The sequence below is a fragment of the Rhizobium sp. NZLR8 genome (assembly GCF_019685025.1).
Classification (GTDB): Bacteria; Pseudomonadota; Alphaproteobacteria; order Rhizobiales; family Rhizobiaceae; genus Rhizobium.
The window spans coordinates 76,159-88,370 of record NZ_JABDVY010000008.1 but is presented as its reverse complement, the minus strand read 5'-3'; the positions used below and the strand labels follow the sequence as shown (position 1 = coordinate 88,370).

Annotated in this window: 12 protein-coding genes; all 12 read right to left on the bottom strand. The window is 61.5% G+C overall.

Annotation, left to right across the window (positions count from 1 at the left end; all coding sequences use genetic code 11):
* The 12 genes from HJB89_RS18750 to HJB89_RS18695 all read right to left on the bottom strand — a co-directional run bounded on the left by HJB89_RS18750 (position 1) and on the right by HJB89_RS18695 (position 12,212).
* A complete protein-coding gene (locus HJB89_RS18750) occupies positions 1 to 774 on the bottom strand; it encodes a glutamine amidotransferase (RefSeq protein ID WP_221150372.1) in 774 nt (257 codons plus the stop codon).
* A gap of 38 nt (positions 775 to 812) precedes the next feature.
* The gene (locus tag HJB89_RS18745; RefSeq protein ID WP_221150371.1) at positions 813 to 1,892 is read right to left on the bottom strand and encodes a phosphotriesterase; all 1,080 of its coding nucleotides are present in this window, start codon (positions 1,890 to 1,892) and stop codon (positions 813 to 815) included.
* Between the two features lie 4 nt (positions 1,893 to 1,896).
* Complete coding sequence (locus HJB89_RS18740; protein ID WP_221150370.1) at positions 1,897 to 2,901, bottom strand: ABC transporter permease; 1,005 nt, start codon at positions 2,899 to 2,901, stop codon at positions 1,897 to 1,899.
* Positions 2,898 to 3,719 carry an ATP-binding cassette domain-containing protein gene (locus HJB89_RS18735; RefSeq protein WP_221150369.1) on the bottom strand — a complete coding sequence of 274 codons (822 nt, stop codon included), beginning with the start codon at positions 3,717 to 3,719 and terminating at the stop codon, positions 2,898 to 2,900. Before HJB89_RS18735 ends, HJB89_RS18740 begins: the two co-directional genes overlap by 4 nt.
* Positions 3,716 to 4,669, bottom strand: a complete 954-nt coding sequence (locus HJB89_RS18730; protein WP_164010972.1) for a substrate-binding domain-containing protein — start codon at positions 4,667 to 4,669, stop codon at positions 3,716 to 3,718. The genes HJB89_RS18735 and HJB89_RS18730 overlap by 4 nt, the downstream gene beginning before the upstream one ends.
* Before the next feature lie 38 nt (positions 4,670 to 4,707).
* Positions 4,708 to 5,730 carry a LacI family DNA-binding transcriptional regulator gene (locus HJB89_RS18725; RefSeq protein ID WP_221116187.1) on the bottom strand — a complete coding sequence of 341 codons (1,023 nt, stop codon included), beginning with the start codon at positions 5,728 to 5,730 and terminating at the stop codon, positions 4,708 to 4,710.
* A 254-nt stretch (positions 5,731 to 5,984) separates the two neighbouring features.
* Entirely contained in the window at positions 5,985 to 7,055 is a 1,071-nt protein-coding gene (locus HJB89_RS18720; protein WP_221150368.1) for an ABC transporter ATP-binding protein, read from the bottom strand.
* Positions 7,052 to 7,879: a carbohydrate ABC transporter permease gene (locus HJB89_RS18715; protein ID WP_221116189.1), complete on the bottom strand. Its 828-nt coding sequence runs from the start codon at positions 7,877 to 7,879 to the stop codon at positions 7,052 to 7,054. The genes HJB89_RS18720 and HJB89_RS18715 overlap by 4 nt, the downstream gene beginning before the upstream one ends.
* On the bottom strand, positions 7,876 to 8,778 hold the full coding sequence (locus HJB89_RS18710; protein ID WP_221116190.1) for a carbohydrate ABC transporter permease: 903 nt from the start codon (positions 8,776 to 8,778) through the stop codon (positions 7,876 to 7,878). Before HJB89_RS18710 ends, HJB89_RS18715 begins: the two co-directional genes overlap by 4 nt.
* A gap of 191 nt (positions 8,779 to 8,969) precedes the next feature.
* Entirely contained in the window at positions 8,970 to 10,202 is a 1,233-nt protein-coding gene (locus HJB89_RS18705) for a sugar ABC transporter substrate-binding protein (RefSeq protein ID WP_221150367.1), read from the bottom strand.
* 61 nt (positions 10,203 to 10,263) lie between these two features.
* Entirely contained in the window at positions 10,264 to 11,166 is a 903-nt protein-coding gene (locus HJB89_RS18700) for a sugar phosphate isomerase/epimerase (protein ID WP_221141323.1), read from the bottom strand.
* Positions 11,167 to 11,177: 11 nt separating this feature from the next.
* The gene (locus tag HJB89_RS18695) at positions 11,178 to 12,212 is read right to left on the bottom strand and encodes a Gfo/Idh/MocA family protein (protein ID WP_207585907.1); all 1,035 of its coding nucleotides are present in this window, start codon (positions 12,210 to 12,212) and stop codon (positions 11,178 to 11,180) included.

Here is a 12,212-nt window from a genome sequence, read left to right as displayed (position 1 = left end):
TCACGCCTGGTTCTCGGTGAGCCAGCCGAGGATGTTTTTCCACAGCCGGCCGTAACCTTCCCATTCGCAGAAGGCAGGCGAGAGCCAGTGCGGGCCGATATCCGACGTCCAGGCCGCCGTTCGTCCAGTGCCGTGCGTGCCAACGACGAACAGCGGATGGCCACCCTGATCCTGCGGCAAGCGCGCGATGACTTCGACATCCGCACGGTTGCGCACTTCGACCTCGTTGACGCCGAGAAGCACCGGCCAGGCGCCTTCGAGGCCCTGCATCGTCGGGTGCTCAGGCTTCACCACCTCGGCAACGGTTCCCTCGGGAATCTCGACGCGGTCGTCATAGGGCAGGCAGGTGACGGGCAGCGTGTCTTCGACAGGGGTGCGCCGCCAGCGCGCCTTGCCGTCGATGCCCTGGAAGGAGAAATAGCCGCCGACCATCAGCAGGCCGCCGCCCTTTTCCACCCATGCCTTCAGCAGCTTCAGCCGGTTCGGCACCGTGCGCGAATGCAGCCACACATCCGGCGGCAGCAGCAGCGAATTGGCGCCGATATCGGAGAGGATGATGGCATCGTAAGAGTCGAGCCCGGATATATCGAAGGGGAACTTCTCCACCGCCTCATGCGCCGGCATATAGGTGAGTTCGAAGGCGCTGCCGGCGAGCGTCTTGACCAGCGGTTCGGCGCCGAGATGGAAGGTGACGCTGCCGAACTGGTCGAAGCCTTTGTAATGCGTGGCGGAGCTAACCCAGCTCTCGCCGACAAGGAGGATTTTCTTTGTCATAGTCTTCCGGTTACCTGTGATCGATTGCATTGATGGAGCTAGGCTCCGGCGTGAAAGACGCGGCGCGGATTGCCGCGCATCATCTCGTTTAGGACCGTCCCGTCGAGGCCGTGCCGCTGAAGACGCGGAAGGAAGTGGCGAAGGATGTAGGCGTAGCCGTTGCCGCCGTAGTGCGTCAGCATCATCTTCAGAAAGACGTCGTGCGACAGAAGAATCCGGTCGAGATAACCGGCCTCGACGAGACGCACGACCGCGCGCGCAGCCTCTTCGTCGCTCGGGCACTGCACCTGCTGGTCGGCATAGAAGAAATCCATGCCGATCATGTCGTATTCGATGAAGGCGCCGCGCTCCGCCAGTTCGCTCTGATAGGCAATATCGTCATGCGACGGGTTCATGTGGCAAAGGACGGTGTGGCTGAGATCCGCACCCTCTTCTGCCACCACGTCGAGCACGCGATGGCCGAGACGGAACCAGCCCGGCAGATGCACCATCATGGGAAGTCCGGTCAGCACCTGCGCCTGGGCAGCACCGCGCAGCGATTTCTCTTCCTCGGCGGTGAAATCCGACGAGACGCCGATCTCGCCGATCAGGCCGATCCTGACGCCGGTGCCGTCGACGCCTTCCCTCGCCTCACGGACAATTTCCCGCGCGATGTCCTCGACGCTCATTGCCGCGACGCCCTCCGGATGCGAGGAGCCGAGATAATAACCCGCCCCCATCACGATGTTGAGGCCGGATGCTTTCGAAATACGCTGGAGCGCCAGTGGATCGCGGCCGATGCCCTTGCAGGTCGGTTCCACCACCGTGCGCCCGCCGGCGCCGGCGAAATCCTTGAGTTCGGCCACCGCCAGATGTTCGTCGTCGAGGGTGATATTGTGCTTGTTGACGAAGGGATCCTGCCGGAGTTCGCCGAGGATCTCCATGCAGACGAAGCGTTCGGCCAGATATTGCCGCTCCGGCGCCTTCGGCGCGTGCCACCAGCAGCGGCAGTCGTTGAGGATGTGTTCGTGCATCAGCGTCACGCCGAGCGCATCCGCCGAAATCGGACCGGTGACGGTCATCACCTTGCCGGAGCGGACATGCGCTTCGGACAAGCTATCTGCTGCCTGTTCATTCATCGCCTCATCCTTTCCTGCCCATTCCGAAACGGAAATTGGTGGTGAAGATGCGGGTGTTCAGCCAGATGGCGACGAGAATGATGGCGCCGGTGACGATCTGGGTGAAGAACGGCGATATGTGCATCAGGATCAGGCCGTTACCGATGACGGCGATGGTCAGCGTGCCGAGCACCGTGCCGAGGATGGTGCCGCGTCCGCCCATCAGCGACGTTCCGCCGAGAACGACGGCCGCAATCACCTGCAACTCGAAACCGACGGCGGCATTGGACGAGCCGGAGCCGAGCCGGGCGGCAATCAGCAGGCCGGCGACCGCGCAGGCGATGCCGGAGATGATATAGACCGAGGCGATGATCCATTTGGCGGGCATGCCGACACGCCGTGCCGCTTCCATGTTGGAGCCGACCGCCACGACCTGCCGGCCGTATTTCGTCGCTGTGATGATCACATAGCCGAGAATGGCGATGATGAGGGCGATGACTGCGGGGATCGGGAAGCTCAGGATTTCGCCCCGGCCGAGCGCGAAGAAGCCCGGCGCATCCTTGATCGGGATGGAATATCCCTGGGTCAGATAGAGCGCCAGGCCGCGCAGGATCGAGAGGCCGGCGAGCGTGACGATGAAGGCCGGAATGCCCTGATAGGCGACAAACCAGCCCTGAACCAGACCCATAAACGCGCCGAGCACCAGCATGCCGATGACCACGGACGGCCAGGGAATTCCCATCGCCATGACGATTGCCGCAACCGCATTGACAAGGGCGACCTGCGAGCCGACCGACAGATCAATACCGCCAGTAATGATGACGAAGGTCATGGCGATGGCGACGATCAGGATGGGGGCGGCCTGCCGGACGATGTTCAGGATGTTGCCGAGCGTGAAGAAGGTCTCGCTGCCGATCGAGAAGAAGATCATGCAAGCCAGGAAGAAGATGGCGATCGACAGCACTTGCGCATGTTCGCCGAAGAAATCGGCGGCCCGAGATCCGTGGCCGCGTTCCGTGTAAGCCGTCATTGCCTGGCTCCTTCACCGACGATCAAATGGACGAGATCCTCGAGGTTGGTGCGGCCGATCTGCCGCTCGGCCACCTTCGTGCCCTCATACATCACCGCAATGCGGTCGCAGACCCGGAAGAGATCCTGCAGCCGGTGGGTGATAAGGATCACCGAGACCCCGTTCGCCTTGACGCGGTTGATCAATGCGAGAACCGCTTCGACTTCGGCAACGGCAAGTGCCGATGTCGGCTCGTCCATGATCAGCACTTTCGGCTTGAAGGAGGCCGCTCGCGCAATGGCGATCGCCTGACGCTGTCCGCCGGATAGCTGGGCGACTTTGCCGGTCAGTCTCGGGATGCGGATTTCCAGCGAATCCAGCATCTTGCGAGCTTCGGACAGCATCGTCCTGGTATCGAGAAACGGGCCGCGGCTGAGTTCGCGGCCGAGGAAGAGATTGCCGACGACATCGATGTGGTCGCAGAGGCTGAGATCCTGGAACACCATTTCGATGTTTCTGCCGCGCGCATCCGCGGGGCCGGAGAAGCGGACCTCCTCGCCTTCCATGGTGATCGTGCCGGCATCGGGAATGTAGGTCCCCGAGATGATTTTCGTCAGTGTCGACTTGCCGGCAGCGTTATCGCCGACGAGGCCCAGGCATTCGCCGGGGAAGATGTCGAGATCGACGCCGCGCAGCGCCTGATGCGAGCCGAAGGACTTGCGGATACCGCGCAACGAGATGCGCGGATCGGATCGGGTGCCGCCGGAAGTTCCGGCTCCGGAGGGGGCGAGCCCTCCGGAGCCGGCGGCAGCGAGATGATGCTGTCCGCTTTCGATCATTTGAAGACGGCCCGGTACGGCTCGACATTCTCCTTGGTCACGATGGTGATTGGTACCGAAATCGTCTTGGTGACGGCCTCGCCGGCCGAGGCCTTTACGAGCGCGTCGACGGCGGCACCGCCCATCGCGGCCGGATCTTGCTGGACGACGGCGACGACGAAGCCGGCATCGATGCCGGCAATGGCTTCGGCAGTCAGATCCCAGCCGAATACCTTGATCTTATCCTGCTTTCCCTGGCTCTGGACAGCGGCGATCGCCCCCATCAGCGCCGGCTCGCCGGTGGCGTAGATCGCCGTCAGGTCGGGATTGGCGGTGATCAGGTTCTCGGCCGCCGCGAGGGCGTTGTCCTGGATATTCTGGCCGTCGACGACGCCGGCCATTTCGATGCCGTCGACGCCTTTCAAGGTCTTCTCGAAGCCGTCCTGGCGGATGTTCTGGATGAACGAGTTCAGTGCGCCGACGACGCCGAGCTTGGCCTTGCCGCCCATGTTCGCCTTGACGTAGTCGAGAAAGTACTTGCCCATGTCGGCGCCGGCTGCGGCGTTGTCGACGCCGATCTGCGCCTTCTGCGGACCATCAGGCAGGATGGCGTCGATGGCAACGACAGGAATGCCGGCGTCGGCCGCCTGCTTGACCGCCGGCATGATGCCGTTGACGTCGATCGCCACGACGGCAAGACCGGAGACCTTTTCCTGGACGTAGGTTTCGATCGCGCTGTTTTGCGCGGTCGTCTCATTGTTGGCGTTGAAGATCACCAGCTTGACGCCGGCGGCGTCGGCTGCCTTCTGGGCACCCTCATTCATCTGATTGAAGAAAAGCGCCTGCTGGTTGATCTGTACGAGTGCGACGGTCTTCTTTTCCTGGGCCTGGGCGCCGGACAGGCCGATGAAGGTCAATGCGGTGAAGCCGGCGGCTGCGATCATCGTTCGTCTAGTCAAATTCAGTGTCATGTTCTCATCCTCTTTTGGTTTTTTGACGTTGCTGTTTTTTATTTCGCGGGCGGCGCAACGGAGTTCCGCACCACGATTTCGACAGGCACCAGTTCCTCGGAAGCGGATGGTTTCCACTCGTGCCAATTGGTTTCCAGAAGCAGCTCCAGTGACCGTCGGCCGATCTGGCGGACCGGCTGGCGGATCGCTGTCAGCGGCGGTGCAAAAAGATGAAGTGGGCCGACATCGTCGAAGCCGATGATCGAGATGTCAGCCGGGATCGAGACGCCCCGGCTTCCGAAGACCTCGACCAGCCCGATGGCGATCTCGTCGGAGCTGGCGAAGATCGCCGTCGCCTTTCGGTCACCCGAGAGATATTCAAGCGCAGCTGCACGGCCGTATTCGATCGTATATTCGCCGGCATAGCGATCGGCCTGGGCCTCGCTGCCATGCCGCTCCCTGAGCGCCTTCAACAGACCGTCATAACGTCTGCGGGCGCTGATCATGCGCTCGTCACCGCCGATGAACAGGACATGGCGGTGACCCTGTGCGGCCAAGTGCTGACCAGCGAGATAACCGCCTTGCTCATTGTCGCAGAACAGCTTCGGCGCTTTCGAATCGGGAACGTCCTCATCGACGATGATGACCTTGCCGGTGCCGTTGATGAGGGCTGCAAGCGCGCCGTCGTCGGGGTGGTTGGTGACGAAGATCAGGCCGTCGACGTGATTGCGCTCGATCAGCTGCAGATATTCAATCTCGCGGCCCGGCCGGTTGAGCGTGGCATGCAGCGAGACGGCGAGCTTCTTTTCGTCGGCCGCCTGCTCGACGGCGGCGACGAGGGTCGCGAAGAAGGGGTTGGCGATATCGGGCACGACGAGGCCGATCGTGTCAGAGCGCCCCCTGCTCAGGCGGCGCGCATGCGGGTTCGGCCGGTAGTTCAGCGTCTTGATCGCGTCCTCAATGCGCTTCTTGGTCTGAAACGGTAGGTCGAGGCTGCCGTTGACGAAACGGGACACGGTGGTGACCGAGACGCCGGCTGCGGCCGCAACATCCTTCAAGCTCGGTGTCGTTCCCTTGGCCATTGATTGGACCTATTGTAAAGCGGTTTAGTAAAGCGCTTTACAAGACAATATCGATTGCTCGTCGTTGTCAACAGCGATGAATCTGCGGGATGTATTTTTCTATAGGCGATCGAAGCTCGATCGGACGGCTCGGGCGCTCGTCGGGACGCACTTTTGGCGCAGCCAGCCTCGGGTGGTGTGTCCGAGACTTGGCTCGACGCCGTCGCCCAGGTTCGATTTATGACAAATCCGAACCGGCAGGCTGCTTGGCCGCTTTATATGACGTGGTCCGTCGATGCATCGAAGAGATGGATCTGGGCCGGATCGATCGAAAGCCCGATCGTATCTCCTGATTTTACCCTGTCGCGGCGCGTCTCGACGATCGTCAGTTCCGGCTGGGTTTCGGCGACGATGAAGGTCGATGAGCCGGTCGATTCGACGAAGGCGATCGGCACATCGAAACTGCCATGCCCGGGCTCGACGACGCCGATATGTTCGGGCCGGATGCCGGCGACGAGCTTGCGCCCCGGCTCGACGGCGCGGGCGAGCGCAAGTGTCTGCTTCACGGCGCCGAAATCCAGGATCAGGCTCTTGCCGTCTTCCGCGCCGATCGCCGGAATGAAATTCATGGCCGGCGAACCGATGAAACCGGCGACGAACCGGTTCACCGGCCGGTCGTAGAGGTCCAGCGGCGCGCCCTGCTGTTCGATGATACCGTCGCGCATCACCACCACATGATCGGCCATCGTCATCGCTTCGACCTGATCGTGCGTGACGTAGACGAAGGTTGCGTTCAGCCGGTCGTGCAGCGCCCGGATTTCCTTGCGCATGTGGACGCGCAGCGCCGCATCGAGATTGGACAGCGGCTCGTCGAACAGGAAGGCCTTCGGATGGCGGATGATGGCGCGGCTCATGGCGACGCGCTGGCGCTGGCCGCCGGAAAGTTCGCGGGGATAGCGCTTCAGCAGATGCGACAGACCTGTCGTCGCCGCCACGTCCTCGGCGGCCTTCTTGGCCTCGGCCTTGGCAATGCCGCGGATGCGCAGGCTATAGGTCAGGTTCTCTTCAACCGTCATATGCGGATAGAGCGCATAGGACTGGAACACCATGGCGACGTCTCGCTTGCGCGGCGGCACGCCGTTCATCAGCTCGCCGGCGATCCTCAAATCGCCGGTCGAGATGCTTTCGAGGCCGGCGAGCGAGCGCAGCAGCGTGGACTTGCCGCAGCCCGAAGGGCCGACGAGCGCGACGAAAGTTCCCTTGGCAATCGACAGGTCGATGTTCTTCAGGGCGTGGAAGGCGCCGTAATATTTATTGACGCCTCTGAGCTCGATCTGCGTGGTCATTTGAGGGCTCCAGAGGTGAGGCCGGATACGATGCGGCGCTGCAAGAGAACGAAGATGGCAAGGATCGGCGTCACATACATCGTGGCGTAGGCCATGATGTTGTTCCATTCGTTGGTATTCGGCCCCATGAAGGAATTGAGGCCGACGCTGGCCGGCTGAAGTTCGGCCGCCTGGATCATCGACTTCGAGTAGACGAATTCGCCGAAGGCCTGCATGAAGATCAGGATGGCGCTGACGAGAATGCCGTTGCGGGCGAGCGGCAGCACGATGTTGAAGAAGGCGCCGACGCGCGAATTGCCATCGACGAGGGCTGCCTCCTCCAGTTCCTGGGGAACGCTCATGAAGGTGGCGCGAACCAGGATGACGAAGAAGGGCATGCTCTTTGCGGCGACGGCAATAATGACGGCGAGCCGCGGATAGGACAGCATGCCGATCTGCGAGAAACCGACGAAGATCGGCGTGATCATCAGCGATGCTGGCAGGACCTGCAGCATCAGGATCAGAAACAGGCCGATATCCACCCAGACATTGCGGTACCTGGCGAGCACATAGGCGCAACCGACGCCAAGCAGCGCGATGAGCGCCATGGAGCCGAGAGCGATGACCAGCGAGTTCCAGAGATAGCGGCCCATGTCGCGGCTTTCCCAGACTGTGGCGTAGGTCCCCCATTGGGGTGCTGCCGGCCAGAAGCTGGGCGGCGTCGCAAACATCTCCGAGCCGCTTTTCAGCGCAGTGATGTACATCCAGTAAAGCGGGAAGAGATAGATTGCCGCCATGACGATCGATATCGCCAGCATCAGGCGGCCACGGTTTGTCGTCATCATCCGCGCACCTCGTGGCGTGTGGACCGGACATAAACGACGGACGCGAACATGACGAAGACGATCATGATGACGGAGATCGTCGCGCCCTTGGCGAAGTCGTATTGCCGGAAGGAGAGATCCCAGGCCCAGTATTGCGTGACGTTCGACGAATTGTTCGGCCCGCCGGAGGTGATCGCGGCGAAGAGATCGAACTGCTGCAGAGTGAAGATCAGACCGAGCGAGACGATGGCGCCGATGGTCGAGCGCATCATCGGCAGCGTGATCGTCCAGAAGCGCTGCCAGACATTGGCGCCGTCGAGTTCGGCCGCTTCGAAGAGATCGGCGGGAATGCCGGCAAGACCGACGGACAGAAGGATCATGTTGAACGAGGTGCCGAGCCAGATATTGGCGATGATCACCGCATAGAGCGAATAATGCGGGTCCGAGCGCCAGAAGATGTTGCCGGAGATGATGCCGCTTTCCCTGAGGATGAAATTCAGCACGCCGAAATCACCAGAGAGAATCCAGTTCCAGATGGCGCCGACGACGAGGCCGGGCATCACCCAGGAGACGAGGAACAGGCCGCGCATCCATGAGGCGCCGGGGAAGTTGACCCAGAAGAACAGCGCCAGGCCAAAGCCGATCAGGAACTGGCCGGCGATCGAGCCGGTGACGAAGATGACGGTGTTATAGAGGATCGGCAGCGTTTCCGGCTGCGCGAAGAGCTCGGTATAATTCTTGAAGCCGACGAAAGGACGCGAGAAGGTCCCGAGGCTGAACATGTCGACCTCCTGGAAGCTCATCACCACATTGTAGATCAGCGGCAGGCCCGCCATCAGGAACAGAAAGCCGAGCGGGAAAGCGACCAGCACGATATCGAAACCGCGGCCGTCCCTGACGCTCATCAGGATCCTCTTCATGCGTCCTCCGATGCTCCGATCGGGGCCGCCTGGCGCATGACGCGGAAGACGGCCCCTGCCGGGAGGAAAGAGTTGGATGGCATATGCCATCGGTGGATGATTTTGGTTTCCTCTTCTCCCCAGCGGAGAGAAGAGGGAGCAAGGAGCCAATCCAGCTCTTCGCTTTCGCTTCGGCTACACCGAACCGCTCCTTAGCCCAGCACAGCCTTGATCTTGTCCGCTGCCTGGTCGAGTGCGTCCTTCGGGCTCATCTGGCCGGTCAACGCCGCCTGGATGGCGTCCTGGATCGCCTTGGAGATCTTCGGCCATTGCGGATGCGGACCGCGCGGCTTGGCATATTTCAGCTGTTCGAGGAACACCTTGAGGGCGGCATCCTTCAGCGGCTGACCGGTCTCGGGGATGGAGATGTCGGAACGGGCCGGAAGCTGGCCGAAATTCTTGAACATCTTGTCGTCCTGCGAGGCGAAATATTCGAGCGCCTTGAAGGCTTCGGCCGGATGTTTGCTGGTAGCAAAGATCGCCCAGTTGAAGTCGCCCATGGCCGACGAACGTTCAGCCCCTTCCTTTGGAACCGGAAGCAGGGTGACGCCCCAGTCGAATTTCGCTTCCTGCGTCATGCGGTCGAGTTCCCAGGGACCCGAGATCGCCATTGCCGCATTGCCGGAGTTGAAGGTGCCGGTCGAATCCCACTGGCCGCGTGTCAGCGTATCGGGAGACGCGAGCTTCTCGTCCATGATCGTCTTCCAGATCCCGAGCGCCTTCACCGCGCCGTCGGCATTGATGTGCTGATAGCTGCCGCCGCCCATCTGGGCCCAGGGAAGGAACTGAAAGGTGCCCTCCTCGTTGGCCTTGGCCGAAAAAGCCAGACCGTAAACGTTCTTGGCGGGGTCGGTCAGCTTGCGCGCATCCTCGACCAGTTCGTCCCAGGTCTGCGGCGGCTTGTTCGGATCGAGGCCCTTGGCCTTGAACATATCCTTGTTGTAGTAGAGCGCGATCGTATTGGTCGCCTTCGGCACGCCAAAATACTTGCCGTCCCATTCCACTGACTTCAGCGGTCCGGGGAAATAATTATCCGGCTTGATGACGGTCGACTTGGCGATCATATCGGTCAGGTCGAGGAAGGCGCCGCGCGATGAGAACAGCGCATGCTCCGGATTGTCGACGGCGATGATATCGGGCGCCTGGCCGGTGGCGTAGGCGCGCATCGCCTCGGTGACGACGTCGTCGAACTGGATCAGCCGATACTCGATCTTGATGCCGTTGTTCTGGGCGTTGAACTCCTTGACGAGGTTCGGCGCCGGCTGGGTGTCCTTATCCAGCGACCAGAGTGTCAGCGTGACGTCCTCGGCCTTGGCCGAAAGGCCAAACAGCGAGACGCCTGTAAGCGCCAGAGCGCCGAGAATTGCATATTTACGGATAGCCATGGTTCTCCTCCTTTGTGGTTACCCCGTTTCCGGCAATTCCTCCTTGCCGGAAACGATATCATCAGACCGGGTCGACGACGAATTCGCCGCCCCGGGCATGCTTGAGGTGGTTCAGCGCATAGACCTGACCGGTCATTTCAAGCGCGTCGCGATAGACCGGGTCGTGCCAGCCTTCGATATCGATCGAGCCGGACCAGCCGGCAAGGCGCAGCTCGGAAATGATGTCGGTCCAGTTGCTGTCGCCGAAGCCCGGCGTGCGCATAAAGACGAACTTCTCCTTGCCGAAGATCCCGTGTTCCTTGATGACCTCCCAGCGGATGGTCGCGTCCTTGCCGTGGACGTGGAAGAACTTGTGCGCCCATTTGCGGATCTGCGGCAACGGATCGATCAGATAGACCATCTGATGGCACGGCTCCCATTCCAGTCCGATATTGTCGTCCGGCGTCTCGTTGAACATCAATTCCCAGGCGTCGGGGTTGTGGGCGATGTTCCAGTCGCCGCTTGCCCAGTTGCCGTCCATGGCGCAATTCTCGAAGGCGATCTTGATGCCCTTGTCGGCCGCCCGTTTGGCGAGCTCGCTCCAGATCTGCTTGTAGCGAGCCAGGCTGTCGGTCAGCGGTTTGCCGCGGATGCGGCCGGTGAAGCCGGCAACGCAAGTGGCGCCGAAATGATGGGCATTGTCGATGCAGTCTTTCCAGCCCTGCAGCGTCTCCAGGTCGATTGCGGTCTCTTCCAGCGGATTGCCGAACATGCCGAGCGTCGAGATGGTGATGTCGCGGTCGCCGATCGCGTCGAGGCAGCGCTTGCCGAGCTCGGAAAGGTCCTGACCCTTGGTCGTCTGCCAGAAGAAGGGTTCGAAGCTTTCGAAGCCCATGTCGGCGATTTCGCCGATGCGCTGGGCGGTATCGCCCTTGTTACCGCTGACCATGGTGCCGATGCGAATTGATTTTGCAGGGTTGCTCACGTCACTTGATCCTATGCTGAAATTTCGATGCGCTTGCCGGTCTTGGCACTTTCGATCGCACCGAAGACCATGGCGAGGCTTCTGATATTGTCGGAGTTGACCGTTTCGGGCTGTTTGCCGGTGCGGATCGCCGCGATGAAGTCGGCGATGACGCTGGCGTGGCCGTGGGTTTCTTCGTCATGCTCCGGACCGGGAACGTTTACGGAAGTAGAACCACGCAACAGGCCGGGCTCCTCGCCCGCAACCGTCGCCTTGAAGCTCTCCTCGCCGTCCCAGGTGAGCATGCCCTTCGAGCCGACGAGACGCCACTGGCTTTCCCAGCTGGTGCGCTCACCCTCGGCGCACCAGGAGCCACGATAGGTAAAGACGATATCGTCTGAAAATTCGAAGATGGCATTGGCCGAGGCGCCGTGCCGGTACCACGACCCCTTCGGATTGCGCTCGACGCAATAGACGGCGAGCGGCTTCCTGTCGGCGACGTAACGGGCGGCATCGAAGGTGTGGATCGCCATGTCGAGAAGCAGGACATTATCCATCTCTTCGCGGAAGCCGCCGAAATGCGGTGCGAGGAAGAAGTCGCAATGGATGCCGGTGAGCTCGCCGATCACGCCGCTGTCGACGAAGCGGCGCAGGCGCCTGATGCCCGAGATGAAACGGCGGTTTTGGATGACCGCATGGATGCGGCCGGTTTCTGCGGCGAGATCGATCAGCGCAGCGCCCTCGGCAAGCGAGGCGGCCATCGGCTTTTCGCTGAGCACGTGGCAGCCGGCCTTGAGCGCCGCCGAAACGACATCGTACCGGGCGGACGGAATGACGATGTCGAAGACCAGATCGGCCTTGGTCGCAGCGATAACTTCGGACAGGTCCGAACCGATCACAGCGCCCTTAAGACCGAACTCGGCAGCGAGCTTTTCCGCCGTCTCCCGGTTGAGGTCGACGAGACCGACGATGGTGATGGATTCGGCCAGTTGAGGGTTGGAAGCGATGGCGCGCAACCAACCTTTGGACATAGCTCCGCACCCGCACAGAATGGCACTGAATTTCAC

What these genes read in the sequence shown, in the direction of transcription:
- HJB89_RS18750 (WP_221150372.1), bottom strand. Translation starts at nt 774, where the DNA reads ATGACAAAGAAAATCCTCCTTGTCGGCGAGAGCTGGGTTAGCTCCGCC.
- HJB89_RS18745 (WP_221150371.1), bottom strand. Translation starts at nt 1,892, where the DNA reads ATGAATGAACAGGCAGCAGATAGCTTGTCCGAAGCGCATGTCCGCTCC.
- HJB89_RS18740 (WP_221150370.1), bottom strand. Translation starts at nt 2,901, where the DNA reads ATGACGGCTTACACGGAACGCGGCCACGGATCTCGGGCCGCCGATTTC.
- HJB89_RS18735 (WP_221150369.1), bottom strand. Translation starts at nt 3,719, where the DNA reads ATGATCGAAAGCGGACAGCATCATCTCGCTGCCGCCGGCTCCGGAGGG.
- HJB89_RS18730 (WP_164010972.1), bottom strand. Translation starts at nt 4,669, where the DNA reads ATGACACTGAATTTGACTAGACGAACGATGATCGCAGCCGCCGGCTTC.
- HJB89_RS18725 (WP_221116187.1), bottom strand. Translation starts at nt 5,730, where the DNA reads ATGGCCAAGGGAACGACACCGAGCTTGAAGGATGTTGCGGCCGCAGCC.
- HJB89_RS18720 (WP_221150368.1), bottom strand. Translation starts at nt 7,055, where the DNA reads ATGACCACGCAGATCGAGCTCAGAGGCGTCAATAAATATTACGGCGCC.
- HJB89_RS18715 (WP_221116189.1), bottom strand. Translation starts at nt 7,879, where the DNA reads ATGATGACGACAAACCGTGGCCGCCTGATGCTGGCGATATCGATCGTC.
- HJB89_RS18710 (WP_221116190.1), bottom strand. Translation starts at nt 8,778, where the DNA reads ATGAAGAGGATCCTGATGAGCGTCAGGGACGGCCGCGGTTTCGATATC.
- HJB89_RS18705 (WP_221150367.1), bottom strand. Translation starts at nt 10,202, where the DNA reads ATGGCTATCCGTAAATATGCAATTCTCGGCGCTCTGGCGCTTACAGGC.